The organism is Chitinophaga qingshengii (assembly GCF_014529935.1).
GTDB classification, from domain to species: Bacteria; Bacteroidota; Bacteroidia; order Chitinophagales; family Chitinophagaceae; genus Chitinophaga; species Chitinophaga qingshengii.
The window spans coordinates 222,720-248,626 of record NZ_JACVFC010000002.1; the positions used below are offsets into that span (position 1 = coordinate 222,720).

22 protein-coding genes are annotated in these 25,907 nt (G+C 48.6%); 5 read left to right on the top strand and 17 right to left on the bottom strand.

Annotated elements, in window-relative coordinates; translation table 11 throughout:
* Positions 1-90: 90 nt before the first annotated feature.
* A complete protein-coding gene (locus tag ICL07_RS16235; protein WP_188089075.1) occupies positions 91-807 on the top strand; it encodes a sensor histidine kinase in 717 nt (238 codons plus the stop codon).
* Between the two features lie 81 nt (positions 808-888).
* Here the strand turns inward: ICL07_RS16235 and ICL07_RS16240 are convergent, their stop codons facing one another.
* Positions 889-1,716, bottom strand: a complete 828-nt coding sequence (locus ICL07_RS16240; RefSeq protein WP_188089076.1) for a M57 family metalloprotease — start codon at positions 1,714-1,716, stop codon at positions 889-891.
* Between the two features lie 521 nt (positions 1,717-2,237).
* Between ICL07_RS16240 and ICL07_RS16245 the strand changes: the two genes are divergently transcribed.
* Complete coding sequence (locus ICL07_RS16245) at positions 2,238-5,048, top strand: S8 family serine peptidase (protein WP_188089077.1); 2,811 nt, start codon at positions 2,238-2,240, stop codon at positions 5,046-5,048.
* Between the two features lie 55 nt (positions 5,049-5,103).
* Here the strand turns inward: ICL07_RS16245 and lpdA are convergent, their stop codons facing one another.
* The 7 genes from lpdA to ICL07_RS16280 form a co-directional block, all read right to left on the bottom strand.
* Complete coding sequence (gene lpdA / locus ICL07_RS16250) at positions 5,104-6,510, bottom strand: dihydrolipoyl dehydrogenase (RefSeq protein WP_188089078.1); 1,407 nt, start codon at positions 6,508-6,510, stop codon at positions 5,104-5,106.
* A 156-nt stretch (positions 6,511-6,666) separates the two neighbouring features.
* Positions 6,667-7,326 (bottom strand): outer membrane lipoprotein periplasmic chaperone LolA1, encoded by a 660-nt coding sequence (gene lolA1, locus ICL07_RS16255; protein ID WP_188089079.1) that lies wholly within the window; start codon positions 7,324-7,326, stop codon positions 6,667-6,669.
* 134 nt (positions 7,327-7,460) lie between these two features.
* Positions 7,461-10,100, bottom strand: coding sequence for an FtsK/SpoIIIE family DNA translocase (locus ICL07_RS16260; RefSeq protein WP_188089080.1), 2,640 nt, complete (start codon positions 10,098-10,100; stop codon positions 7,461-7,463).
* A 19-nt stretch (positions 10,101-10,119) separates the two neighbouring features.
* On the bottom strand, positions 10,120-11,538 hold the full coding sequence (locus ICL07_RS16265; protein WP_188089081.1) for an alpha/beta hydrolase family protein: 1,419 nt from the start codon (positions 11,536-11,538) through the stop codon (positions 10,120-10,122).
* Positions 11,539-11,552: 14 nt separating this feature from the next.
* Positions 11,553-11,945: a DUF423 domain-containing protein gene (locus tag ICL07_RS16270; RefSeq protein ID WP_188089082.1), complete on the bottom strand. Its 393-nt coding sequence runs from the start codon at positions 11,943-11,945 to the stop codon at positions 11,553-11,555.
* The gene (locus tag ICL07_RS16275) at positions 11,938-12,441 is read right to left on the bottom strand and encodes a shikimate kinase (protein ID WP_188089083.1); all 504 of its coding nucleotides are present in this window, start codon (positions 12,439-12,441) and stop codon (positions 11,938-11,940) included. Before ICL07_RS16275 ends, ICL07_RS16270 begins: the two co-directional genes overlap by 8 nt.
* A 38-nt stretch (positions 12,442-12,479) precedes the next feature.
* The gene (locus ICL07_RS16280) at positions 12,480-13,100 is read right to left on the bottom strand and encodes a 4'-phosphopantetheinyl transferase family protein (protein WP_188089084.1); all 621 of its coding nucleotides are present in this window, start codon (positions 13,098-13,100) and stop codon (positions 12,480-12,482) included.
* A gap of 106 nt (positions 13,101-13,206) precedes the next feature.
* Here ICL07_RS16280 and dcd point away from each other — a divergent pair, with 106 nt between their 5' ends.
* Positions 13,207-13,743, top strand: a complete 537-nt coding sequence (dcd, locus tag ICL07_RS16285; RefSeq protein WP_188089085.1) for a dCTP deaminase — start codon at positions 13,207-13,209, stop codon at positions 13,741-13,743.
* A gap of 101 nt (positions 13,744-13,844) precedes the next feature.
* Here dcd and ICL07_RS16290 read toward each other — a convergent pair whose 3' ends face one another.
* From ICL07_RS16290 to ICL07_RS16305, 4 genes are all read right to left on the bottom strand, one after another.
* Positions 13,845-14,963, bottom strand: a complete 1,119-nt coding sequence (locus ICL07_RS16290; RefSeq protein WP_188089086.1) for a FecR family protein — start codon at positions 14,961-14,963, stop codon at positions 13,845-13,847.
* 44 nt (positions 14,964-15,007) lie between these two features.
* Positions 15,008-15,568 carry an RNA polymerase sigma-70 factor gene (locus tag ICL07_RS16295; protein WP_188089087.1) on the bottom strand — a complete coding sequence of 187 codons (561 nt, stop codon included), beginning with the start codon at positions 15,566-15,568 and terminating at the stop codon, positions 15,008-15,010.
* 117 nt (positions 15,569-15,685) lie between these two features.
* Positions 15,686-16,792 (bottom strand): AAA family ATPase, encoded by a 1,107-nt coding sequence (locus ICL07_RS16300; RefSeq protein WP_188089088.1) that lies wholly within the window; start codon positions 16,790-16,792, stop codon positions 15,686-15,688.
* The gene (locus ICL07_RS16305) at positions 16,770-17,486 is read right to left on the bottom strand and encodes an RNA ligase family protein (RefSeq protein ID WP_188089089.1); all 717 of its coding nucleotides are present in this window, start codon (positions 17,484-17,486) and stop codon (positions 16,770-16,772) included. The genes ICL07_RS16300 and ICL07_RS16305 overlap by 23 nt, the downstream gene beginning before the upstream one ends.
* Before the next feature lie 418 nt (positions 17,487-17,904).
* Between ICL07_RS16305 and ICL07_RS16310 the strand changes: the two genes are divergently transcribed.
* A complete protein-coding gene (locus ICL07_RS16310) occupies positions 17,905-19,662 on the top strand; it encodes a DUF885 domain-containing protein (RefSeq protein ID WP_223151952.1) in 1,758 nt (585 codons plus the stop codon).
* A 169-nt stretch (positions 19,663-19,831) separates the two neighbouring features.
* Here the strand turns inward: ICL07_RS16310 and ICL07_RS16315 are convergent, their stop codons facing one another.
* Positions 19,832-21,052 carry a DUF4272 domain-containing protein gene (locus ICL07_RS16315; protein WP_188089090.1) on the bottom strand — a complete coding sequence of 407 codons (1,221 nt, stop codon included), beginning with the start codon at positions 21,050-21,052 and terminating at the stop codon, positions 19,832-19,834.
* A 250-nt stretch (positions 21,053-21,302) separates the two neighbouring features.
* Positions 21,303-22,151: a 3-keto-disaccharide hydrolase gene (locus tag ICL07_RS16320; protein WP_188089091.1), complete on the bottom strand. Its 849-nt coding sequence runs from the start codon at positions 22,149-22,151 to the stop codon at positions 21,303-21,305.
* 269 nt (positions 22,152-22,420) lie between these two features.
* Here ICL07_RS16320 and ICL07_RS16325 point away from each other — a divergent pair, with 269 nt between their 5' ends.
* A complete protein-coding gene (locus tag ICL07_RS16325; RefSeq protein WP_188089092.1) occupies positions 22,421-23,137 on the top strand; it encodes an SRPBCC family protein in 717 nt (238 codons plus the stop codon).
* A gap of 86 nt (positions 23,138-23,223) precedes the next feature.
* Here the strand turns inward: ICL07_RS16325 and ICL07_RS16330 are convergent, their stop codons facing one another.
* From ICL07_RS16330 to ICL07_RS16340, 3 genes are all read right to left on the bottom strand, one after another.
* Entirely contained in the window at positions 23,224-23,526 is a 303-nt protein-coding gene (locus tag ICL07_RS16330; RefSeq protein ID WP_188089093.1) for a YtxH domain-containing protein, read from the bottom strand.
* A 390-nt stretch (positions 23,527-23,916) separates the two neighbouring features.
* Entirely contained in the window at positions 23,917-25,158 is a 1,242-nt protein-coding gene (locus ICL07_RS16335; protein ID WP_188089094.1) for a TlpA disulfide reductase family protein, read from the bottom strand.
* 5 nt (positions 25,159-25,163) lie between these two features.
* Positions 25,164-25,850, bottom strand: coding sequence for a YggS family pyridoxal phosphate-dependent enzyme (locus ICL07_RS16340; RefSeq protein WP_188089095.1), 687 nt, complete (start codon positions 25,848-25,850; stop codon positions 25,164-25,166).
* Positions 25,851-25,907 lie beyond the last annotated feature (57 nt).

Consider the following 25,907-nt stretch of genomic DNA (forward strand, 5'->3'; position numbering starts at 1 on the left):
CATATTGAAACTGTTTCTGAATATCTGTTGAGCATGTTTCGATCCAGGTTGATGGTTATAATGCTGCATATCACTGGTTGGGTGATATGTATGAGTCTTCCTTTGCTCTTTATCCGGGGGCAGTACTGGTACAATCATGTATTGGCCGTAGTGCTTTCCGTGGTGCTGAGCGGAGCGATTGAAGTCACCTGTCACCGGTGGCGCCAGTCGGAGCAGGCCTTACATAGTAAGGCACTGAAGGCAGCCGCCGAACTCTCTGCGCTGAAATCGCAGTTACAACCACACTTTCTCTTTAATACCCTCAACAATATTTATTCGCTGGCCATGTTACAGCATGAGCATACCGCTGCCAGCATTTTGAAATTATCGAACATGATGCGGTATGCAACTACCGACACGGGACATGATTATGTTTTATTACAGCGGGAAATAGAATGTATACACGATTATATTGACTTACAGCAGTTGCGGCTAACGCCCCGTACCCGCGTGAAATTTTCCGTATCTGGTAATCCGGGTATCAAGTGTATTGCCCCGATGTTATTATTACCCTTTCTCGAAAAGGCCTTCCAGTATGGTGTTAGCAACCAGGAGACCTCCGAAATAGTAGTGCATCTGCAGGCGACCGATCGTTGTATACGGTTTTATTGCAGTAACCGGCAGTTCCCCATACATAGCGATACCAATACTGCAACGGATATCCGTTATGCGCAGGAGCGCCTGCAACAGTTGTATCCACAACGGCATCAGCTGCAGATAAAGGAAGATAACGGGGTACATGTGGTGAAGCTATCGCTGGATATTTGAGCATTTGGTTATTTGATTATTGAAGTCATCAACAGTAAACCCTGACGACTTCAATAATCAAATAACCAAATATCAAAATGATTAGTGGTACAGATAGTTCAATGCAATGATGTCATTGGCATTGAATGTACGGTTACCGCCATTGGAGCAGGCCAGCATCCAGGAATTGGCATCAGGGCCGGAAGGAGTACCGGGGATGAGTACAGCGCCTACACCGCCATCACCTTCGTTAACAGCAGAACCTCCACAGCTGTAAGCACGGTTCATGTAGTCGGTATGACGCATACCGATACAGTGACCAATTTCATGCTGAATAACAGATCCTACGTACAATACGTTGGGATTGGTACCATAGGCATACTGGTTGGTGTTCATCTTGATAGTACCATAAGGATTACCGCTGCTGGTGGGGAAACCGGAAGATCCCAGGGTGATATATCCTCCACTGGGTCCCTGATTAAATCCTTTAATGGTAATATCCGGGGTACCACTGGTAATGCGCTGGAAGGTAATACGCAGTCCCAGTCTGTTATAACGGGCAATAGCCGTATCTGTACCGGCGATAAAGGCAGTACCCAGGTTGGTTACTTTAATTTTAATGAGGCGGGGCAAAGCATTCACCAGGTTGTTGGTCCGGTATTGTTCATCATTGGCAATGCGTAAGGTAGGAGTGCCAACTTTCTCCTGTAGTTGCTGCGCAGTTAACAGGATATCTCCTTCCACGAGATAACCATCTTCTGTTTGGCGTACGTTGTCAGTACTGAACCCATTGGCTTTTATCTGTGCCAGCACTTCACTGGACACCTGATCAGGTTGTGCCGCCTCCTGTTGTTTGTCGTTTTTGTTACAGGAAGAAATCATTACACCTGCGGCCAGACAGGCAATTACGGCGAACATTTGTTTTTTCATCAGTTCGGATTTTGGTTTAAAAAGAAAAAGTATTTCCTGCCGGTTGATATAACATCGACCGGCATATCAATTTCTTCATTACAGAAAACAACAGTGCATATCTGTTGGGGCAGTGCTACTGGCGGAAGTAAACAATGCTACCTACAAACAACAACTTGCATGGTGTTAACACATCCGAAAAAAGCGGGCTTTCAGTGCTCTTCTTTAGCAGACATATCACAGCGTTGATGTCTTTTTCAGGACACCTGCATGCATCTTCAATGATTGGCTATGATTCAGTAGTACCGGGTATTTCCGGCGATTCAGACTTGCTCTTCAGTTAACCCAATGGTTATCGGTTCTCTCGTATGGTTTAGATTTCGTTGCTCGTTTTCAATTAAATTATCGTGTTACCAATATTACAACTTTCGTTGAACTTAAAAAAAATATTTTGCGCCTGTCCGCATAAAAAATTGTGTTGAACGATTTATTGCAGTAGTTTTAAGTAACATCGTACCTCCCAGGATCTATCGCCCGTAAGCATGAAAAAGAAAACCGTCAAAGCACTGCCAGCATTCGTTGCGCTGTTATCCCTTCACTTCTCTGCCATGTCGCAGCAGCGCATGCAGGATAGTGTGATGATCAAAACATATGGCGCCGATACGTTAACTACATCGTCCGCATCATCCCCCCTGCTGGTAAAATTCGTTCGTGCACCGGATGAAAAAACACTGGCGGCATGCGGCGTTGTCAAAGCATTATCAAGCCACCACTACATCTTACAACAACTTCCTGCTGACACTACTTTCCGTAAAAAAATAGCGTACCATTATCCTGCCAACGCCAATTACAAAGCTACAGCGGCCTTGCTGGCGCAACTGGCATCATTGCGGCCAGCCGACAGTATAACGATACAGATATCCTATACCGGGGAACGGGCAACGGTACCACCCGCACGAATAGTACACCGCATTGACCGTTACCATGCTGCAGTGATTAAACTGCCACAACGCGACTGGCCTGCGGTAATTACATTACCTTACGTCACCACTGCCGATATAATACGACGTCCCGCACCGGAGGTGATCATCAACACCATTAATCCGTATGTGAACCGTATTAATGTGGCACAGCAACAGTTTCCAGCCGTACGAGGAAAACGTATAACCGTTTCCGTTAAAGAAGATTTATTTGATACTACTGATATTGATCTTTCGGGAAGATACCTGCGTTCTGCCCTGCAGTCATCCGACCGCAGCCCTCATGCCACCATCATGGCAACCCTGATAGCAGGCGCCGGCAACACAGGAATGAACGGGTTGGGGGTAGCTCCTGCAGCGTCGTTAAGTCCCAGCGGTTACGGTACCCTATTTCCCGACGACAACAGTTATTTTCAACAGTTTGGCATTACAGTGCAAAATCACTCCTATGGCAGTGGCATCGTCAACGAATACGGCTCCATGGCCGCCGCCTATGATCAACAGATCGCGGAAGCCGATACGCTGGTGCATGTATTTTCCTCCGGCAACAGTGGCGATAGTATCCCCCGTGATGGCCGCTACCAGGGACTTGGATTGTTTGCTAACCTAACGGGTAATTACAAACACGCTAAAAATGTGATCGCAGTGGGTGGTACAGAAGCCAATTTCGACATGAGCAGGGGCTCCTCCAAAGGCCCTGCCTACGATGGCCGTATCAAACCGGAAATAGCGGCGTACGGCCAGGATGGCACCTCCGGCGCTGCTGCCCTCACCAGCGGCGTAGTAGCGTTGATACAGGATGCCTATCGCCAGTTACATGGCGTGGCCCCCTCCGCCGCGTTGGTACGCGCCTTACTGATCAACAGCGCCGTTTTACCCAAAGGTGGCAGACCAGCTTATACCTATGGTTATGGTAACCTGCATGCTGCCGGCGCCCTTACTACATTAAACGCCGGGCATTACCGCCAGGGGACCGTTACCAACGGCGGCGCCACTTCTTTTGATATTCCCATACCCGCAGGTCTGCAGCAGTTGAAAGTCACCCTTTCCTGGAATGATCCCGCCGCAGCTCCCAATGCGCCGCAGGCGCTGGTCAACGACCTGGATATGCAGGCCGTCACCGCTGATGGCGCCACCTGGATGCCCTGGGTACTCAATCCGTTCCCGGCACTGGATTCCCTGCGACAGCCCGCCCACCGCGGCATTGACAGCCTGAATAACAATGAACAGATCAGCATCGATCGGCCGGTGGCTGGTAATCTGCATATCACCATAAAAGGGAAAAAACTTGCTACCGCCAGTCAACCGTTTTACCTGGTGTATACTTATATTACCGAACCGTCCTTTGCCTGGCAGAATCCTATTGACAGTGCGATGTTGCCCGCTTCACAGCCCACTCCCCTGCTATGGGAAACTACGTATAGTGGTAACGGTGATCTCTCCTACAGCATTGACAGCGGCGCCACCTGGACCACCATTGCACAACAACTCCCCCTGCAACAGCCTTACAACTGGAGCACCCCGAATACCTTCAGTAAAGTATGGCTTAAGCTAACGTTAACGGATACTTCGTTTATTAGTCCACCTTTTTTTATCGCGCCGCAACTCACCGTCTTCACCGGTTTCAACTGTACGGACACCGCCATGGTGTATTGGGACCGGTTACCCGCAGCGCGCCGTTACCAGGTATATGCCCTACAACAAGGTGTGATGGCGCCTTTCCGGCAGGTAACCGATACTTTCCTGTTTATTCCCAAACAAACCGCCACTTCTCTTTATTACGCCGTGAGCCCGGTTGCTCCTGCCGGCTGGGAAGGCGCCCGCAGCTATGCTTCCAATTACACGTTGCAGGGCGTAGGCTGTTACGTCAGCACTTTACTGGCCGACAGGACTGTCAACAACCAGGTGCAGCTCACGCTACAGCTGGGGTCTACTTATCTGCTTAAAGGTATTTATTGGGAAAGGCGCGCCCCCAACGGCTGGACGCGGTTGGGTAGTCAGCCTGTAACCGATGCTACCGACTACACCTTCCTGGACCAGCAACCTTATGAGGGCATCGTGCAATACCGGGTAGCACTGGAAACAGCAGATGGACGGTTTATTTATTCGGACATATCCTCCGTTAGTATATTGCTGGACCATAACATATTGGTGTTTCCTAATCCGGTGCTTAGTCAGCTAATCATACTGGACAAGGAGTTCCGGGTAAGGCAGGTCGTGCTGACCGATATGGGTGGCAGGATTGTTTTACAGCGGACGATTAGTGATATGCAGGAGTCTGTTCCGGTGGACCGGCTGGCGCCGGGAGTATATAATTGCAGTGTTTTTCTGGGGAACCAGCGTATTTATTCGAAGCAGATCGTCAAACAATAATAAAAGCAAAAGGCCTGCAATGCAGGCCTTTTGTATATCATACAACTTAAGTTGATTACAGGTGGATTGCTTCGCCGTAAGCTACTTCGATCGCATCTTTTACAGATTCGCTCATAGTAGGGTGCGGGTGGATAGAATCCAGTACTTCCTGGTAAGTAGTTTCCAGTTTGCGGGCAACTACTGTTTCAGCGATGATTTCGGTCACGTTAGCGCCGATCATGTGAGTACCCAGCCATTCGCCGTATTTAGCGTCGAAGATTACTTTTACGAAACCTTCAGTAGCGCCTGCGGCAGAAGCTTTACCGGAAGCAGAGAAGGGGAATTTACCCACTTTCACTTCGTATCCGGCTTCTTTAGCTGCTTTTTCAGTATAACCTACAGAAGCGATTTCCGGTGCGCAGTAAGTACATCCCGGAATGTTCATGTAGTCGATAGTTTCAGGTTTGTGTGCGTATTTTTTCTCGTTGTAGGCGATAGCTTCCACGCAGATGATACCTTCTTTAGAGGCAACGTGTGCCAGTGCCTGACCGGGAACCATGTCACCGATAGCGTAAACGCCCGGAACGTTGGTCTGGTAGTATTTATCAACAGTTACGCGGCCTTTATCGGTTTTGATACCCAGTGTTTCCAGGCCCAGGTTTTCGATATTGGCAGCGATACCTACAGCGCTCAGTACCACGTCTGCTTCGAGGGTTACTTCGCCGGTTTGTGTTTTCACTTTCGCTTTCACACCGTTACCAGCAGCTTCCACCGCTTCAACAGAAGCATTGGTCATGATTTCGATACCTTTCTTTTTGTAGATTTTTTCCAGTTCTTTGGAGATGTCTTCATCTTCCACTGGTACGATGCGTGGCATGAACTCGACGATGGTCACTTTAGTGCCCAGGGTAGCGTAGAAGTAAGCGAACTCCACACCGATAGCGCCGGAACCAACCACGATCATGGATTTAGGCTGTTGGGGCAGTACCATTGCCTGGCGGTAACCGATGACGTTTTTGCCGTCGATTTTCAGGTTAGGCAGCTCGCGGGCGCGGGCTCCTGTAGCCAGGATGATGTGTTTAGCGTCGTATACGGTAGCTTTACCGTCTTTATCAGTCACTTCCACCTGGCCTTTGCTTTTCAGCTTGCCGGTGCCCATGATTACGTCGATTTTATTTTTTTTCATCAGGAACTGTACGCCCCTGCTCATTTTATCAGCAACGCCACGACTGCGCTTGATAACAGCATCAAAATCAACCTTCGCATCTCCGATAGTGATACCATAGTCTTTGGAATGCTGTGTATATTCAAATACCTGCGCTGTTTTTAATAACGCTTTGGTTGGAATACAGCCCCAGTTTAAACAGATACCACCCAGGCTTTCTCTTTCCACTACTGCGGTTTTAAATCCCAGCTGCGAAGCACGGATAGCAGCCACATATCCACCAGGGCCACTACCAATTACGATTACGTCGTATGCCATATTGTTTAATTTTAATTGAAACTTGCCAAAGGTAAAACAATAATCGGGAATTGCGATTACGAAATTTGGGCGGAGATATAAGCAGAGAAGGGTCTCACCGCTCCTTCGCTTATAACTCCGCCCAAATTCACTATTTCTGATTCGCTATTCACCATTTTACCGGAGATCCACTACTTCTACACCCGGATATTTTTTAGCGTCAAATGTAAAAGTAGCATCTGTTACATTCGCGTTGGGGGTAAAGCTGGTAATCTCGTAAGTATAGTGGTTACCGTTTTTCTCGAACACTTTCATCTTAGCGATGCTCTGGCTCTTCTTGTCAACGGAAACGATGATTTTAAAGATATTCTTGGCCTTGTCTGTCGGCGTCATTTCGATGTTCTGTAATACCTTGCCCTTTTCGTTGCTTTCACCTTCCAGGCGGTACAGGAAATCTTTATCATAGAAATTGGTAAAGAGTTTGGCCGGTGTCATGGCACCGCTGCTCTGGTCCACATTATTGATGGTTACCTCATTCACATCCTTTGCGTATGTCCAGGAAGTTTTGTTATCACTGATGATTTCCTGACCAGGCAAGGTAACTTTATATTTAGCCCCTTTCAGGTATACGGTCCCTTTTTTGGAATCGTTTACGCTGTTGTTGGCGCCTTCTACTTTGAGGACGAAGTTGGCCACCACGGTTTTAAGGGTTTTGAATTTATTGCTGACACCGTCCAGGACCGTCTTGGCTTTGGGGTCGCTGGCGCCTTTGGACTGGGCCATGCCACTGAAAACAATACCACTTAACAACAATCCTGTCAATACAAATTTCTTCATTGTAGATTTTTTTGGTTTTCTAACCCAGCCATGTCAAATGCCATGCCGGTATGATGTTAGTTTTTTTAGTCGGAGGGGCAAAATTCGGTTTATTTTGTTAAAATCTATACCGCACACCCCGACATCTTAACATATTATAACAAATCATTAAGAATTTCCTGGAGTTCAGACTCACTTTTCACCAGCACATCACGGGCCTTGGACCCCATATTAGGCCCAACGATACCGGCGGATTCCAGCTGATCCATCAAGCGGCCTGCACGGTTATACCCGAGTTTCATCCGGCGTTGCAGCAAAGATGTAGACCCCTGCTGGGTTTGCACGATCACCTGGGCCGCTTCTTCAAACAACGGGTCTCTGTCGGCAAGGCTCAGCTCTTTACCATCAGTATCTTTATCATCCACATACTCCGGCAGCAGGAAGGCATCAGGATACCCTTTCTGATTGCCGATGAACTCAGCCACGCTTTCTACCTCCGGCGTATCCACAAAGGCGCACTGGAGACGTACCAGTTCCCCGTTGAAAGACACCAGCATATCCCCCTGGCCGATCAACTGTTCGGCGCCTCCAATATCGAGGATGGTACGGGAGTCTATCTTGGAAGACACCTTAAATGCCACACGGGCCGGGAAGTTGGCCTTAATGGTACCGGTGATAATGTTTACAGACGGGCGTTGTGTAGCAATGATCAGGTGAATACCCACCGCACGGGCCAGCTGGGCCAGACGGGCAATCGGCATTTCCACCTCTTTACCGGCTGTCATGATAAGATCCGCGAACTCATCCACTACCAGCACGATGAACGGCAGGTACCGGTGCCCTTTCTGCGGATTGAGGCGGCGTTGGGTAAATTTGGCGTTGTATTCCCGGATATTACGGGTACCGGCTTCCTTGAGCAGGTCGTACCGCAGGTCCATTTCTATACAGAGCGCGTTGAGCGTGTGGATTACCTTCTTCGTGTCGGTGATGATCGCATCCTCTTCTCCCGGCAGTTTGGCCAGGAAGTGCTTCTCGATCAGTTTATACAGTGATAATTCCACCTTTTTCGGGTCTACCAGTACAAACTTGAGCTGGGAAGGATGTTTTTTATACAGCAGCGACACCAGCAAAGTGTTGATACCAACGGATTTACCCTGACCGGTAGCACCCGCCATCAGCAGGTGGGGCATTTTAGCCAGGTCGGCGATGAAGTTTTCGTTGTCGATCTTCTTACCGATGGCGATGGGTAGATCCATGGTGCTGTTCTGGAATTTTTCCGATGCCAGCAGGGCTTTGAGGGAAACAATGCTCTTTTTAACATTGGGTACCTCAATACCGATGGTGCCTTTACCGGGAATAGGCGCGATGATGCGGATACCCAGGGCGGAAAGGCTCAGGGCGATATCATCTTCCAGGTTTTTAATCCGGGAGATGCGGACACCGGCGGCTGGCACAATTTCGTAGAGCGTAACAGTAGGCCCTACCGTAGCACTGATTTTCTGGATAGAGATATCGTAGTTTTTGAGGGTATCGATGATCTGGTTTTTGTTTTTCTCCAGTTCACCGGTATCCTGTACCACTACTTTGTCTGCGTTATGGTTTTCCAGCAGGTCGAGGCCCGGGTAGCGGTAATCGCGCAGGTCCAGCGACGGATCGTAAGGATCTACCGGCACAACGGGGCGGACGGTAGCCAGCTCCTCGACTTCATCTTCTTCATCCTTGAAAGTCTCCTTGATTTCAAAGGCGACTTCTTCCGGCTGATTTTTCTTTTTAGGGGTGGGGGCTGGCGGCAGATCTTCCGGCACTTCTTCCACATATAACAGTGGACCGGGGTCTTCCTCCTCCTCTTCTTCCATTTCATCCATGTCCATCTCCGGTTCCGGTGCAGCTACCGGAGGTGGTGTTACCGGTGGCACATAAGCCGCATGAGCAGCGGGGATCACAGTTACCTCCTCTTTTTCGATCAGCTGCATGGGAATTTCTTCCTCCTCTTCTTCCGGGTGCGGCGGGATCACTACCACGCCGCCATCGCCTTTGAGGGCGTTGCCTTTGGCTGTTTCAGGCGCAGGCGTAGGAACCGCCGTGCTGGCCACTGCCGGAGTAACCGGCGCTGCAGGTGCTACCGGTGCGGGTTTGGGGGGCTTCACTTTTTTCTCCGGCCATTTAAAATCGAAGTTGAACTTCCAGATGAGCCAGGAAAAGCCTGCTACGAGCAACAGCAGTGCGGTCCCGGTTTTACCGATAAAGCCGGAAGTCCACTTATCGAGCGCATTGCCCAGTGCGCCGCCCCAGGGGAAATCGGCCCCATTGGTAACAAAAGCCATAGCCATACTGATAAACAGCAGGCCGAAGATCATATATTTCACATTGCGCCAAACGCGGAACACGCGGCGGCCCACAATGAAATTAACGCCGATGATAAAGAAGAAATAGCAGAACAGGTAGGCGGCGATGCCTACACCGTTGTAGAAGAAGTTGTGGGAGACATAGGCGCCCAGGCGGCCCAGCAGGTTATCCACTTTTACATCACCGATCAGCAGTTCGCGGGTGGTATAGCGGAATACTTTGTCCTGGTCATCTTCCCAGGTAAACAGGTAGGAGGTGAAAGCGATAAAGCAATAGACAGACAGGAGCAGGAAGAACACGCCCATCACTTTATGGGTGCGTTCATCCTTGACCAGTTCTTTTACTTTTACCTCAGCCTCCTTGTCTTTCTTCAGCACTTCAGGGTTTGGTGTGGGGGCTTTCGGTTTTTTGCTCTCCGGTTTTTCGTTTTTCAGTTTATTCTTGGACATAATTTAACTTCAGTTGGGATTACCTGGCCCTTGGTGGCAGCTGGAGTATCCAGTGCGCTATAAATTCCGGCACCAGGGGGTCAATGGTTTGTTCCAGGTCGCCGTATTCTGCTACGGTGCAGGTTTTACAACGTTGGAACAAATGGTTTAATCCATCGAACTTACGTATGGTGACAAGCATATTCCCATTTTCGCGCAGGGCGCGTTCTATGGCATTTAAATTAGTGGTCGCGTCTACCTGGAGATCGCGGGTACCGTTGACAGCCATAAACGGACATTTGATTTGTTTCAGGTAGTCCAGCGGTTTATACAACAGGATGGATGACAGTTCCCGGTCGAATTGCATATCATTTACGAACGTTTCTTCAGACACCTGTTTCCTGATTTCATCCGGTGAGTTGCGGTAGATATCGCGCAGTACGTTTTTTGCCCTGGTAGCGGCCACCGTATAACTGGTATCGCTGGCTAATGCGTCCCAGTAAGGTTTCAGCCGTTGCAGGCGTTCTTTGATTTCCTCATCGGAAGCGCCGGACATCCGTCCATCGAGGACCACTTTCTGGTCCACCATTTCACGGCCGGTAACACCCAGTCCTGCCAAAGAAACTACAAAAGCTACCGACTTATTGTTTGCCGCAGCGATTTGTGCCACGATGGCTCCTTCGCTGTGGCCCAGCAGGCCTATCGTATACGGATCTACGTCTTTTCTTGTTTTCAGATATTCCAGGGCAGCTTTGGCATCATTGGCGAAGTCGTATATGCTGGCTTTGGCATATACGCCACCGGAACCGTTTACGCCGCGGTCATCGAAGCGGAGGCTGGCGATACCGTTGCGGGCCAGGAAATCGGCCAGCACCAGGAATGTTTTATGTCCGGCCATTTCATCGTCGCGGTCCTGCGGACCGGAACCGCTCAGCAGGATCACTACCGGGTAGCGGCCCCACGCTGCCGGACGGGTAAATGTACCAGCGAGGGAAATGTGATCGTGCGTATTGTCGAACTTCACTTCATCCGTATAGTAAGGATACGGTTTTTTTGGTTCCTGTGGGCGTTTATAAACATCGCTTTCCCTGATCTCTTTACGGGAGATGTTATATGTGCCTTTAACCCCACCCCAGGAGAAAACGCCTTCGAATTGTTTTTCGGCAGCGTTCCAAACGCCGGTGTAGGCGAATTGGATGGTATCTACGCGGAGCAGCAGGGTATCGCCACGGTAGATGATATGATCGAGGGAGATGGCTTCATCGTCATGATCGGGGTTTTGCAGTTCCCCGGTATAACCTTCTCCTTCTTTCGCCAGTACAACGGTGAGGCGTTGTTTATCGCCGTAGTAGGATTTGGTGATACCGTACCATTTACCACTGATATCTTTTGTTTGTTGTGCTACCGCTACGGAGCACCAGGTTATACACATCCACAGCAACCAATATCCTTTATACATATACGATCTGCTTTTTACGCTTTCATTTTCAATATTCCCAGTAAGAGGGAAATCCAGCCGGCGATGAATACCACGCCACCAATGGGGGTAATGATACCGATTCCTCTCAATCCTACGTTGCCCGTAGCTTTCAGCATGGTGAGCAGGTAGAGGGAGCCGGAAAACAGGAAGATGCCGATGATAAAACATCTGCCCGCCCATTCCAGCTGGCTGCCCGGAGCATAAGCAAAGAGGATGCCGGTTGCCAGCAGCGCAAACACATGATAGAACTGGTAAGTAACGCCTGTCTGAAAAGTAGATACTGTTTCGGGGGGCACCAGTTCTTTCAGTTTATGTGCGCCGAAAGCGCCTAAAATCACTGCGAGCGCGCCTAAAACAGCTGCCCAAACTAAAAATCCTTTATGCATGTTCAATATTTTTCGTAAAGGTATCCAATGTAATGTTATCGGATGTAATGATGTGCCTGGATTGTTCGTAGAAGGGCCTGCGTTCGGCCAGTTTTTTTTCCACGAAGTCGGCCAGGTCCTGATCATCGAGGTCCTGGATCAGGGGACGTTTATGTTTTTTGCGTGTCAGCCTTTCCACCATGGTCTCCAGGGGCGGATTGATCCAGATGGTAGTGCCTTTGTCGTTCATGAAGTCCATATTATCCTGGAAGCAGGGCGTACCACCGCCGCAGGATATCAGGAAGTTCTCCTGGCGTGATAATTCCCGGAGCAGCATGCTCTCCTTTTCCCGGAAATAGTCCTCTCCTTTTGTTGCGAAAATATCGCTGATGGCCATTTCTTCCGCTTCCACAATCACCTCGTCCAGATCGTAGTAGGGCAAATTCCAGTGATCTGCCAACTGCTTTCCCCAATAGGATTTTCCGGCTCCCATAAAGCCGAGCAAGAATATTTTCATAAGTCAAAATAACGCAACAGTTAGTAAAAAGCCTTTCCTCACACCGGATGGGTCCATGCCAGACACAGACCATTTTCCATTATATATTGCAAATATAACCGGGTATTTGAATCCGGCTTCACAAAATTAGCGGTGATAAAACCCGTAGGCTGATAAACAAAGGGTTGTAACACGAGATTTTCTTTAAAATCGACGCTACCCAGGCCATACCATTTAAACATGGCTTCTTTGGCGCTCCAGCAGATGGTTTTATGCGGCAGGGAATGCCGGGGATCTATAAAGTCCCGTTCATCGGGGGACAGGAATTTATGGGATACCCTTTCTATTTTGTCTTTTACTTCTTCAATGTCTATTCCTACAGCGGCTTTGGTGCTCACGATGGCCGCCACATGGTCGCCGCAGTGGGAAATAGAAAAATGAAAGCTATCGCACTGTAACAGGGGTTTACGGGATTCGCTGACTTTTATCCGGTTCAGCGGGAATTCCGGAAAAAGCGTTACCAGCAGATACCTGCCTGCAAAATGCTGTAACCGTTTGTGTGGATGATGAATACCGGGGCTGATATGTACCCTTTCCCGGAAAAAACTTTCCGGCTCTTCAATGCTCCACACGCCCAACCTGGTTTCCGGATCAATTTGTATGGTACGTATTAATGGCATATCTTGCCAAATTAAAGCAAAAAAGCAGAAATAACAGCAAAGGTTAAAGCTTTTTAACGCTTCCTTTAAATGCTGAAACCAACCTGCTACTACTAAAACACCTAACATGATCCTGTCAGACAAACGGATATTGGAAGAAATTGAAAAAGGCACTATCGTTATTTCGCCTTATGACCGGAAGTACCTGGGTACCAATTCCTATGATGTGCATTTGGGCAAATACCTGGCTACCTACAAGGACCGTATCCTGGACGCACGCAAACACAATGAAATAGAACATTTCGAGATTCCCGAAGAAGGTTATGTACTGCAACCGGGCACCCTTTACCTGGGTGTAACCCTCGAATACACCGAAACCCACGCCCATGTCCCTTTCCTGGAAGGTAAATCCAGCACGGGCCGCCTGGGTATCGACATCCACGCCACCGCCGGTAAAGGCGATGTAGGCTTCTGCAACACCTGGACGCTGGAAATTTCCTGCGCACAACCGGTACGTATTTATGCCGGCATGCCCATTGGCCAGCTGATTTATTTTGTGGTGGAAGGCGAAGTGGAAACCATGTATAACAAAAAAGGGAATGCCAAATATAATGGCCGTACCATCAGGCCGGTAGAAAGCATGATGTGGCGGAATGAGTTCTAGTCGCTTCATTCATCTCACTAAATAAAAAAAGAAAGGCGCGGATATTCGCGCCTTTCTTTTTTATGCTGCCAGCGAACATGCTCCAACATGTTCGCTTTTTTTTATTTGCCTTGTTTTACCATAATGGTACGTTTTGGTTGATCGATTACAAAGTGGACATCCGTTAGTTCTTCCAGCAGTTCCAGTACCTGGCTGATATTGGGGGATTTTTCGATGTTCCCTCCCAGGCGTCGTTGTTGCAGGGATGCATGTTCAAAGTTCACAGTATAGTCGTATTCGCGGCCCAGCCGGGTCATAATATCGCCCAGGCTGGTGTTGTCAAATACCAGCAGGCCTTCCTTCCAGGCGGTAAACTGTTCTGCGTCTACGTTGGCGACGGTCATGGTACCTTGCCGGTAAATGGCCTGCTGGCCGGGTGTCAGCTCTTTAGCGAGTGTACCGGCGCCTACCTTTACCTTCCCCGAAACCAGGGTCGTAAAAGTATTAGGCGTGTAGGCGTTGATGTTAAATTCCGTTGCCAGTACCGTTACCTGTATGTCGCCGGTTTTTACCAGGAAAGGTTTGCCCCCGGCAGGTGTTGTTTCAAAGCAGGCCTCCCCTTCCAGTTCCACTTCGCGGCTATCGCCGGAGAAAGCTACGGGGAAACGCAGCCGGGAATCAGCGTTGAGCCATACCCGTGTGCCATCGGAGAGTACTACCTTGTACGTATGCCCCCGGGGCACTACCAGCGTATTAAACACCAGCTGCTGCGCGGTTTGCACAGCCTCGTAGGAAATAGCGGTTTTGCCGGCGGAGATGCGGGTACCATCGGCTTCTTTCAGTTGGGTACCGGAGTCGGGTACAACTGTAGCGCCGCTGCCGGTAATCAGCTGTATTTGCTGATTATCGGCAGCATGTGCCGCTACAGTGGTGGTTGTTTTTTGCCGCGGTGATTTTAACAGGAATACCGCTCCTCCTGCAATCAAGCCGGTGACTACCGCTGCGGCGGCCACACGGAACCAATTAATGGCATGTGTCTTTTTATGGGTATGCTGTATCCGGGCAGCTACTTCCTGCCAGGCCGTTGTAGTGTTGAGTAAGGCTATTTCCTGCCAGCCTTCTGCCGCCTCCCGGATATCGAAAAACGCGGCTTCCTCCGGGGAAGACGGTTCTTCGGTCCGCGGATGTTCCAGTTTACCGGCCAGCTTGTCCCAATCGTGGGATGATTGATTTTCTGTCATAGCTTCTGATGATTGGACAGGAGCGTTTTAAAAAAGGGTAGGTACTATTGGGAAAATTTTTCAAAAAAATGGAATACTGTCAGCAAAACGCTGATCCATAGCGGTAAAAAAGCTTCATTCCGCAAAAAAACATAGGCCGCTTTGATATGAAACTTAACGGTATTGACAGAGATATTCAGTTCCCGGGCGATGTCCGCATACTTTTTATTACCGGCGGCGCTCATCAGAAATACACGACGGCGCTGCTCCGGCATACAATCAATTGCATGCGACAGTCGCTGATAAAACTGCTCCCTGTGCGCATGGCTGTTATCCGGATTATCCGGCGCCAAGGCGGCGAAAAGCTGCTGGTGTTTGTCCTGTACTTCCTGCCGGGCAATATAATTCAGACTTCTGTTCTTTACCGCACGGGCAGCATAAAGTTCAAAAGGTCCTCTTAATTGTATAGTGTGTTGCGTTTCCCAGAATTTCACGAAGAACTCCTGTACTACGTCTTTGGCGACATCCTTGTCTTTCACCACACTATATGCCAGCAGGGCTAATGGTTTGAAATGTTCCTTAAACAACAATTCAAATTCCTCCAACGAAAAAGGAGTCTCCTGCATACGTTGTCAAATGGTTGGCCCTATAATCTTATTAAAAACAATATGGGTAAAAAACATGGATATATCTCACAAGCGCCGCCAAGATAATCAATCCATAATTTTTCACCCATACTATTTTTAGCGCACCTGGTAAATCACCTCGTGCGCTTCTGTGATGGAGGGCACCTCCAGTTTGCTGATCAGTCTTTCCATAGCAGCAGCCGGCACAATATGTTCGCGCCGGTTGTTTTGCTGCAACAGCCGTGCCGCCGGCACTTCCACATATACAATGGTTACCGCAGCCTGATAGGTAAAGAACAGGCTGCTGAGTTGTTCCCGCATTTGCCGTGTGATGTTGGTAGCATTCCAAACGAAGGAACGGCCTTTACGCAGGTATTCCCGCGCCTGTTCTTTGGCGGCCTGTATCACGGTGCCATTACCGCTTTTATCGGTAGGCGCTATTTTCATGGCCCTTCTGATATCATCCAGGGAGATGACCGGCCATTCCTTATAATGCTGTTGCACCCAGGTGTCTTTACCGGCGCCTGGTAGTCCGCTCATCATCACCACCTGTGTTTTTGGTTGTTCATAAGGCACATAGTCCGGCGATACGTCTTCCTTCAACAGGTAGTTCATCCTGGCAGCAGCATTGGCAAAAGCGCGGGGCTGTCCCCAACATTGGTTTTCCCGGCATAGCTCCTCAAAGCAGTCCAACCGGTACAACAGATCTGCCTGATCATCGCAAATGCGGCCCAAAGCATCGGCGCGGGCCAGCATGGTCAGCAGCCGGGTATTGACCTCCAGGCTCGCTGTGATCACTGCCTTTTGCGGGTCTTTTTTATCGAACACCCACAACGGCAGGCCGTGGTACCTGACCAGTTTAGCAATTTCCTCGCGGATATGGAACGGTGTTGGAATGTCACGATAGAGGATCTGGCGGGCACGCATCTCCCCTTTGCGGGCGTGACCGGCGGAAGTGATCCGACCATCGGGCTCGTGTACGGTAGTGGAGTATTTCTCCACATCATGCAATAATGCAGCAGCCCACAGGATTTCCTGCTCCTGCGGCGTCAGCTCCTGGTAAACCGGTAGTTGTTGCAGTTGCTGCAATACCATCTGCGTATGTACGGCCACGTTACCCTCCGCATGGTGACGTGCATCCTGGGGTACGGATGCCATTACCCGTACCCATTCGAACTGCCGTTCCAGGGATGCCCAGTCTTTATGATCTGTAATCTGCCACATAGTTACCTCCTTCGTAATTTAACCGGGCCCGGCGCCAGTGGCGGGTCCAGTGTTCATCTGTTTTCACATGCCCTTTACGGACATACTTAAACACGTTGCGTGAAAATTCGCTCACCGGATAACCGGCAGCATTACGTGATACGATGCCTTCCATGATGGTCGGCTGGCCGCTAAAAGCATCATGTGGGTCAAAGGCTCCGCGGCCATTTACGAGCGACAGCGTGTCTCTTTCAAAGTCCTGCCGTGTAGCCGGCGGCGTTATTACACCGATCACCGGCACTGTCGGTAAGTCCAGCATAGCAGCGTAAAAGCGGGTTTCTTCCCAGCTTAGCCAGCGATCGTGCTCCCGGATACCAAACACATAAAAATGGTGATCCAGGTTTTTGTATTCAATAGAATGCACGGCATACAGGTTTTCCAGGAAAATTTCCAGGTCACCCAAATCATGCCGGATACTTTGCCAGTAACGGCGGATGCTTTCTGTCCACGGAGAGGTAGTAGGCGCCACATGGGAGCGCGCAAACACGCCATAACGGGAAAGACAGTTGTTCTCTCCGTCGAGTTTTTCCGTATGTATCAACTGCGGTATGTTTACCAGCCAGTCCCAGTAGTCATGCTGAATACGGTCATCGCTGGTAGTTCCCGGTGAGAACGGATAATGATAGGTACGGCCATATTTTTGAGAAATCGCCATATAATGAAAATTACGAATTACGAGTTACGAATTACGAATGAGAAGCGGTTTTTGTGGATGGGTATATCTGCAAAAAGCTTATCGTAAACGTTTTCTGTAACCGGGTTAGACAAAAAAATTCACAGGCCTGTTCCGGAGCGGAACGGCGAAAGCAGAAAGTTTAATATGCCTGTGAGATTACATGGCGCAAGGTTTTATCTTTTTTTAAGAATGAGCTGCAAAGATAACGCTGATAGATTTGATTTACAAATGATTTCGCTGATGGAACCACAGAAGGGCATGATTAGTACTGATTTCGCTGATTTCAGGAGATTGCAGCGGAAATAACAGCGGAGAAAATACCATAGGTAATATATGGGAATGCCCGTTTGGTAAAATTATTTATATTAGGTCCGACAATCAACAAAATCCTCCCATCATGAGAAAAATACTTCTTTGCGCCACTGCGGCTGCGGCGATGATTGCCTGTAACAACGGCAACAGCACCCAGGGCGGCGGGCAGGCGGACAGTGTGCTCAACAAAGCATTCGGCGCCTACCAGGAACATTTTATCGACCAGCTTTGGAAAGAAAACCCGGATTGGGCCACCAGCGTAGGCTATCATAAGTATGACAGCGTGCTGATTGTACCCGATAGCGCCGCCGCACAAGCCAGCCTTGCTTTTGCACAACGGCAGCTGGACTCCCTCAAAAGCTATGAACTGAGTAAATTATCCGATGCCAACCAGATAGACTATCATTTGATAGAAAACTATCTGAAATCCGTACAATGGGGCATTAAAGACCTGAAAAGCAATGAGTGGGACCCTTCCTCCTTTAATGTGAGCAATACCTTTGCCTTCATTCTCAACGAAAACTACGAGCCGCTGGAATCCAGGCTGCGCAGCTTCTCCGCTAAACTGGGTAATGTACCCGCTTATTATGAAGCCGCCAAAAAACAAATCAAGGACCCGGTACCTGAACTCACCTCCCTGGCTGTAGATCAGAACAATGGTGGTTTGTCCATTTTCGAGAAAGATTTTGCCGACTCCCTGCAAAAAACCAGCATCGGCGCCGATGAAAAGAAAACCATGATAGCCCGCGCACAAACAGCTGCCAAAGCTATCAAGGATTACGCCGCCTGGTTAAAAACGCTGAAACCGGCTAACCCGCGCAGTTTCCGTCTTGGTCAACCATTATACGACCAGAAATTTAACTACGGTATCCAATCTTCTTTTACCGCTTCACAGATCTACGATTCTGCGGTAGCGCGTAAAGCATATGTACATGGTCAGATGGCCAAAATCAGCCGTGAACTGTGGCCTAAATATTTCGGCAGCCAACCGGTACCCACCGATTCGCTGCAGCTGATCAGCCGCATGATCGACACCCTGTCCATCAAACACGTAAAACCGGAAGCGTTTCAATCAGCCATCGAAAAACAACTGCCTGAGCTGATTGCTTTCATCAAGGAAAAAGACCTGTTATATATTGATCCTACCAAACCGCTGGTAGTACGTAAAGAACCTGCTTATATGGCTGGTGTAGCCGGTGCATCTATCAGCGCTCCCGGCCCCTACGATAAAGGCGGCAACACCTACTACAACGTAGGCAGCCTGGAAGGATGGCCTAAGGATAAAGCAGAAAGTTATCTGCGTGAATACAATCACTATATCCTGCAGATACTGGACATCCACGAAGCGATTCCCGGTCACTATACCCAGCTGGTATATGCCAATCAATCTCCCAGCCTGATTAAATCCCTGATGGGCAACGGCGCGATGATTGAAGGCTGGGCGGTGTATACTGAACAGATGATGCTGGAAAACGGCTATGGCAATAATGAGCCGGAAATGTGGCTGATGTGGTACAAATGGAACCTGCGTGCGGTATGCAACACGATCCTCGATTACAGCGTACATGCTAAAAACATGAGCCGTGAAGAAGCTATCCAGCTGCTGACCAAACAAGCCTTCCAGCAACAGGCCGAAGCAGAAGGAAAATGGAAAAGAGTAAGTGTAACCAGTGTACAGCTGACCAGCTACTATACCGGTTACAAAGAAATCATTGATCTTCGGGAAGCCTACAAACAGAAGATGGGCAAAGATTACAGCCTGAAAGCATTCCATGAAAAATTCCTGAGCTATGGCAGCGCGCCGGTGAAATACATCCGGCAACTGATGCTCAAAAACATTTAGGGATTTTTTGATTTACGATTTTTTGATTTCGGGATTGATAAACAAAAAGACCGAAGCGCAGATATTGATTTAAAAAGCGAAGACCGAAGCAAATTCATAATTGCTTCGGTCTTCGCTTTTTATCATCCTCAAAATCAAAAAATCATAAATCAAGAAATTCCTAAATCCCTCAGGTGTCGCATGTCACTTCATCCCAGGGTTGATTACGGTAGCTGATCAGCCAGTTGAGCGCATAATGCCTTTCGTATACTACGCCCGGGTGTACCGGTGCTTCTTCATTTTTCAGGCGGGCATCCACGCAGGACCAGTGGGCACGGTAATACAGATCGTTGGCATCCAGTATTTCCGGGGTTGAACGCAGGGTGGTTGCTTTTTCGAAGAATACAGCCGGATTTCCGGACAGGCCACGGAAAGGAAATATTTCTTCCGGTATGAGGTCCATATTGCAGAGGTCCGTCATGTATCCCAATTCAGGCAATAAGTTGAGCGCCCACAGCAACACCCAGATTCCTTCACATTTCCAGGTCTCCTTCTTTTTCTGTTCTTCCGTAGGATTGTGGAGGAATGCCTTCTCCGCCGGGGTGGTATGTTCCCACAGTTGATTTTTTTGCAGATAGCTGATGATATCTGTTCCGGAGAGATACCCAAAAGCGACGGTGTTGATAGCAGTAAGGATCGCTACCCTTTGTGCTACTTCAGCTGCAGAGCGGATCACAGCCGTGCTTTCGTCGGCGATTGCCGGCAGCATAGCGCTGGAGCGGACGCCCATGGCCTGTAACTGCTGCAGGCTGCGGGCTTTTCTTTCCAGTGCTTCTGCGGATGGAGGCAGCTGGCTATCGAAATATTTTGTTTCGATGTTGACAGCGAGGTTGGTAGCGGTAGAGTGGCCGTTTACATCGAGGAGCAGGGCGCCTGTTTTATCCCAGAAGCCTTGTACGTCGGTATTGAAGATGACGTTGCCTTCGGAGAAAAAGAAAGCATCCAGTTCGTAGGCCAGTTCCATTACAGCAGAGCGAAGATCCCCGTTAAACGAGGGTTCTGCCTTAATGGCTATTTCAGTATTGATGGTCGGAATTTTTGCCAGCAGTCTGTCTTTCAGCTCCTGGTTATCGGCATCTATTTGTTGCACGAAGGCATACATGCCGTGAAGATTGACGACGACTGGTTCATCGCTGTGTTCCAGGGTGTAACCAGGCACTGCCCGTTGCCGGTAAGTAATTGTAATGGTATTCCCTTTCCTGAGACGTCTCTTTTTTGAAACTACGGTAATACTCTCCCAGTGTTCTTCCTGTCCGTTTACTTTCAGGGCAGATGCATCAAAATTCGCACGCATGCGTGTCAACACCTTCCCCATATCTACCTCATGTGTGTAGAGGGTACAATTTTCCATGCTATTTTTTTCGAGGGGCCAAAGGTAGCCTAAAGCTGTAAAAAATTAGCCTTGGAATTTTCATTTTTTCCTTAATCGGGAATAGTTCTTGCCCCTCGTATAATGAAAAACGACTATAACAATGGTAGTAAAACGTGTCTATTACCGGTGCGGATTAACGCTGATAGCCGCTGCCCTGGCGGTTGCCGGTTGTATCCCGCCGAGACGGCCGAAACCGCCCCGGCCACCGGGGCCACAGGTATCAAAAGATTTATTTGTGGCCTTTGTTCCGCTGTTGCAGCAGGTGCAATATTTTGTTGAGTTTCACCGGGTCATTGATGTAAGGTGATAAATCAAACAGTTCCACTTTACGGAACTGCACCGGGTGACTTTCACTTTGCAGGGAGATAGAACCTTCTGTGAGCAGTTTTCCATCCTGCTTCACAGCGGGATTGGCGTGTAACACGTTACCACCGCCGATCTGCGGTTTATTGAAAGTGAGTACGGTATCTCCTTCCACAATGTGTTTGATTACAGAATCACGCAGTACCAGTGCTTCTACATGCACCCATTGGTCGCCATGATAGGTTTTGGAGGTAGAGCTGATGCAGTGATCCGTAATCAGTTTACCGTTCATCACCACATTGGTGCCTGGTGTACACAGGTTGGCCGTTGTTCTGGGATCTTTGCCATTGCCGCCCAGGAGTTGTTCTTCCAGGGAGATAGGAAAATCCTGGTCTTTGGTCATGGTAGCTGCCGGCTGGCCATGCAGCATGATACCGCTGTTGCGGAAAGCCCATCCCGGACCGCCTTTCACCTGATCGCCGGTAAAACGGTATTCTGCTACTACCAGGTAGGCAGAAAAATTCTTTTTATAAAAAATATGTCCGAAGCGTTCTTTAAACTCATCGTATTTATCGTAGGCAACGGTGAGGTAGCCATCTTTTACGCGGAAGGTATTACCAAAGTTATCGTTGAGCTCATAGCCGGTTATTTTGATGTCCCAATCTTTCAAATCCTTGCCATTAAAGAGTTTCAGCCATTTATTGGGAGCTACTTCTTTTTGTGCCGAAGCATAAAGGCCGGAGAGTAACAATAACGTGGTCAGTATTTTTTTCATGTGTTCAGTGATTTGGTCGGTTAAGATAGGCTATCGGTAAGAGAAATGCAAACAGGCAGCCAGCTGTTACCGCAGAAAAGATATAGGTGAAGTATTGAATGCGACTTATGAGTAATGTGACGATAAGTGTGTAATTATTTACGCACCGTATCCATTGCGCCACAGGTATTTAAAGTAAAATTTAATATTTAGTTATTTGTTTATTATATAATTATGTGGTTCCGGCAAAAGTTGCAGGGTTTTCGCTCTTTTACCCCAAACTGTATCTAATGAGAAATATATCAAATGGTCATGTACCACCTAAAGCAGGACCGCTATATGAAGGCTCTAACATCATCAATGTAACTCCGGAGGGCAGGATTGTATCTATTTTCACAGGTGCGTGGCTGTTGGGCAGTGCTATCAGCAAGGTAGACAAAAGGCCGGCAGGCAGCCTGCTAAAGCTGCTGGGCGCCGGTTACCTGTTGTACCGTGGCATTTCCGGCAATGACCTGATTAACGGATTGCTGGGCAGGAGAAAACCCGACAAACACACTGCTTCTATCAATATCCGTACTTCCCTGAAGATAGACAATCCCAAAGAGGAGGTGTATTATTTCTGGCGGCAGTTAAGTAATCTGCCGGTATTCATGAAACATCTGAAAGTAGTGGAAGAAATAGATCCCTTGCATTCTCACTGGGTAGTGAAAGGCCCCGGGGGTATCGGCACCCTGGAATGGGATGCTGAAATTGTGAAAGAGATACCGGGTGAAATGCTGGGCTGGCGGTCTTTACCCGGATCGTCTATCGCTACGGCTGGCCGTGTTACCTTCCAGGAAACGATGAACGGCGGCACTGAAATAGATGTAATGATTTCTTATCGTCCGCCGGCAGGTTATATGGGTAGTGGCCTGGCCTGGCTGTTTAATCCGGCGTTTGAAAACATGATTGACCGGGACATTAAACGTTTCAAGAACTATATGGAAACGGGAGAAATCATCGGCTGATTTTGCTATTTATTTATTTTGATATTTGGATATTTAAAATGCAGGGCTTCCGCATTTAAATATCCAAATATCGAAATATCAGAATACTATGAAAGGGCTTCTCTTTTAAAACGATTGTATTTTCCCTGTGCTTTGTTGATCAGTCTTAATACACGTTCGCGTGTATCATCCTGAAGGCCTTCAATTTCTTTTTCGAACACTTCTTTGAGGTCTGACAGGTCTTCTCCACCGCGATTTACCATGCCATTAATTTTGTTACGCCAGTCATCCGCAGTATGCCTGATTTTCCTGCGGGTATTGTCGCCACTTTCAGGGGCTGTTAACATGCCAATAACGATCCCGGTAGTTAACCCTGCAATTGCTCCTGCTAAAAATTTGGTAGTAGACATAATGTGTAGATTTTATGTGGTTTAACAAAAAAAGCGCGTGCGTGGTTTAAACCTGCGCAGTTGAAGCAAGATTTTCAAATATCAGGCCATACCGGCCCCGGCAAATGTTAAGATAGCGTGAAAGAAAAGACGTGGAATTTATAAAAGCAAACGTGGAGGCCCTTAGTTTACCTACCGGAACAATCTCAGGATTGACATTGTTCCGGAGGTGGATTGGACAAGCGTGTTAGATAATGGAATTCATAAAGTCAAACGGAGCAGTAAAATAGGCAAGTTTTTTAATTTTTCAATACTTTTTGAAAGAGATGAAAAAATAAATTTTCTTAAAAAGTCAAATCCTTCCTGATAACGGTGTACCAGGAAGGATTTGCGCTTTTATATCCTTAATTATCAGGATTCGAGTAACTGGCTGATCAGTCTTTCGAAATCTGCTTTGAATTGTTCATAATGTTCGCCGGTGCCTGGTCCGGAGAAGCCGGTATGTACTTCTTTTACATTTCCTTTTTTGTCGATGAAAATGGTAGTGGGAAATCCTTTGATACCGGTGAGCTGCGGCAGGGTCTTCTCTCCTTTTTCGGGATCTCCGGGCGTTACACCGGTCACCAGCACAGGATATTGTACCTTAAAACGGTGGAGAAAACCGGTGAGTGCCTTTTTAGATTTTTCGAAGTCAGGCGTGCGTTCATATGCCAGTCCGATAACTTCCACGCCCCGGCCTTTGTTTTTCTCGTACCAATCGCTGAGGAAGCCGGTTTCGTCCATACAGTTGGGGCACCACGAACCCATGAGGGTAATTACCACCACTTTATTTTTGAAACGGTCGTCGTTGATGCTGACTTTATTACCGTTGAGATCGGGGAAGGCAAAATCGAGTTTTGACTGGCCTGGTTTCATGGTGGCGATAGTGCGTTCATCCGGGAGTTTGGCCGTATCATTTTTCACTGCGGACCAGTCTTCCACATGGTCACCGATACCGGCAAAGAAGCGGCCGTTGACGATGCTGTCTTTTTTCACCACGGCTTTGAAGAGGTAGGCATGAGAACCGTCGAATGTGGAGAGGCGGAGCGTATCACCGTCCATGTTACCATCCAGGAAGCGGTAGTCGCCCGTGGTGGTGAGGAAAGTGCCGTATACCAGGTCGCCCATTTGTTTGAATTCACCAATGGCGTTACTGGTTTTATTGTCTTTATCCACGAAGGTAGTTACCCAGCGGCCGGTGACCTGTTGCGTGGGTGCAGCGCCTTTAGGGAAACGCTCCGCCGTGTTGGGTTTTGCCGAAAACGGAACAGACACGTCCTTATCCGCCAGGTGCCGGGTCCATTGTCCTTCGAGGCTACCGCCCGTTGTAAAGCGGGCTTTGAAATCTGAATCGAAGAAAGGCATTTTGATGAATACGGAATCGCCGGTCACTTTTACATCGTCTACCAGCAGTTTATCCGTTGCATTGAGTACATAGAGTACTTTTTTGCCGGTGGTATCTTCCTTTACCAGGAAGTTAAAGACGATATCTGCGCCATCGGGGCGGTGCAGGCTGGCCTGCCAGGTACCCGGGGTGAGTTCTTTTTTTGCATGGCCCGTATTGCAGGCGGTGAAACCGATACCTGCGAGGCAGTAGATCCAAAGTTGTTTCATAAGTTTTACTGATTGTAGTTCCTTTCTCCAAACAGCAGGCTGCCGATGCGTACCATGGTGCTGCCCTCCTCCAGCGCGATGGTATAATCAGCGCTCATGCCGATGGATAGTTCCCTGAAATAATCCTGTGTGTTAAAAAAAGTGGTTTTAACAGACCCGAATAACTGGTGGAGCTGGTGGAACTCTTGGCGGACCTGTGTTTCATTATCGGTATTGGTGGCCATGCCCATCAAGCCGGCGATGCGGACGTGCGTCAGTTCAGATTGGTGGTTGTTCCACCAGGAGAGCAGTTGCTGTAACTCCTGCTCATCCATGCCGAACTTTGTTTCTTCCGCTGCGATGTGAACCTGTAAGAGGCAGTTGATCACCCGTTGGTGTTTGGCCGCCTGCTTATTGATTTCCTGCAGCAGTTTCAGGCTGTCTACCGCATGGATGGTGTGTACAAAAGGAGCCAGGTATTTGACTTTATTGGACTGGAGGTGCCCTATAAAATGCCATTGTATATCAGCCGGCAGTGCGGCTTGTTTTTCCACGAGCTCCTGTACGTAGTTTTCACCGAAGATGCGTTGTCCCGCTGCATAAAAAGCCTCGATATCTTCCAGGGGTTTGGTTTTGGAAACCGCCACCAGTTGGGCAGAAAAGGGCTTTAATTGGGACAGTACCGCCTGATAAGCATTGATGTTGATAGCCATCCCGCAAAAGTACGCAATGCTATTGTAAAATAAAGCGCCCCGGGTGTTGGCCCGGGG

Bases quoted from the DNA above. Each gene is read 5' to 3' on its own strand.
- lpdA (WP_188089078.1), bottom strand. From the start codon at position 6,510: ATGGCATACGACGTAATCGTAATTGGTAGTGGCCCTGGTGGATATGTG.
- ICL07_RS16315 (WP_188089090.1), bottom strand. From the start codon at position 21,052: ATGGAAAATTGTACCCTCTACACACATGAGGTAGATATGGGGAAGGTG.
- ICL07_RS16260 (WP_188089080.1), bottom strand. From the start codon at position 10,100: ATGTCCAAGAATAAACTGAAAAACGAAAAACCGGAGAGCAAAAAACCG.
- ICL07_RS16330 (WP_188089093.1), bottom strand. From the start codon at position 23,526: ATGTCTACTACCAAATTTTTAGCAGGAGCAATTGCAGGGTTAACTACC.
- ICL07_RS16320 (WP_188089091.1), bottom strand. From the start codon at position 22,151: ATGAAAAAAATACTGACCACGTTATTGTTACTCTCCGGCCTTTATGCT.
- ICL07_RS16270 (WP_188089082.1), bottom strand. From the start codon at position 11,945: ATGCATAAAGGATTTTTAGTTTGGGCAGCTGTTTTAGGCGCGCTCGCA.
- dcd (WP_188089085.1), top strand. From the start codon at position 13,207: ATGATCCTGTCAGACAAACGGATATTGGAAGAAATTGAAAAAGGCACT.
- ICL07_RS16265 (WP_188089081.1), bottom strand. From the start codon at position 11,538: ATGTATAAAGGATATTGGTTGCTGTGGATGTGTATAACCTGGTGCTCC.
- ICL07_RS16325 (WP_188089092.1), top strand. From the start codon at position 22,421: ATGAGAAATATATCAAATGGTCATGTACCACCTAAAGCAGGACCGCTA.
- ICL07_RS16290 (WP_188089086.1), bottom strand. From the start codon at position 14,963: ATGACAGAAAATCAATCATCCCACGATTGGGACAAGCTGGCCGGTAAA.
- lolA1 (WP_188089079.1), bottom strand. From the start codon at position 7,326: ATGAAGAAATTTGTATTGACAGGATTGTTGTTAAGTGGTATTGTTTTC.
- ICL07_RS16235 (WP_188089075.1), top strand. From the start codon at position 91: ATGAGTCTTCCTTTGCTCTTTATCCGGGGGCAGTACTGGTACAATCAT.
- ICL07_RS16245 (WP_188089077.1), top strand. From the start codon at position 2,238: ATGAAAAAGAAAACCGTCAAAGCACTGCCAGCATTCGTTGCGCTGTTA.
- ICL07_RS16335 (WP_188089094.1), bottom strand. From the start codon at position 25,158: ATGAAACAACTTTGGATCTACTGCCTCGCAGGTATCGGTTTCACCGCC.
- ICL07_RS16240 (WP_188089076.1), bottom strand. From the start codon at position 1,716: ATGAAAAAACAAATGTTCGCCGTAATTGCCTGTCTGGCCGCAGGTGTA.
- ICL07_RS16280 (WP_188089084.1), bottom strand. From the start codon at position 13,100: ATGCCATTAATACGTACCATACAAATTGATCCGGAAACCAGGTTGGGC.
- ICL07_RS16310 (WP_223151952.1), top strand. From the start codon at position 17,905: ATGAGAAAAATACTTCTTTGCGCCACTGCGGCTGCGGCGATGATTGCC.
- ICL07_RS16295 (WP_188089087.1), bottom strand. From the start codon at position 15,568: ATGCAGGAGACTCCTTTTTCGTTGGAGGAATTTGAATTGTTGTTTAAG.
- ICL07_RS16275 (WP_188089083.1), bottom strand. From the start codon at position 12,441: ATGAAAATATTCTTGCTCGGCTTTATGGGAGCCGGAAAATCCTATTGG.
- ICL07_RS16305 (WP_188089089.1), bottom strand. From the start codon at position 17,486: ATGGCGATTTCTCAAAAATATGGCCGTACCTATCATTATCCGTTCTCA.
- ICL07_RS16340 (WP_188089095.1), bottom strand. From the start codon at position 25,850: ATGGCTATCAACATCAATGCTTATCAGGCGGTACTGTCCCAATTAAAG.
- ICL07_RS16300 (WP_188089088.1), bottom strand. From the start codon at position 16,792: ATGTGGCAGATTACAGATCATAAAGACTGGGCATCCCTGGAACGGCAG.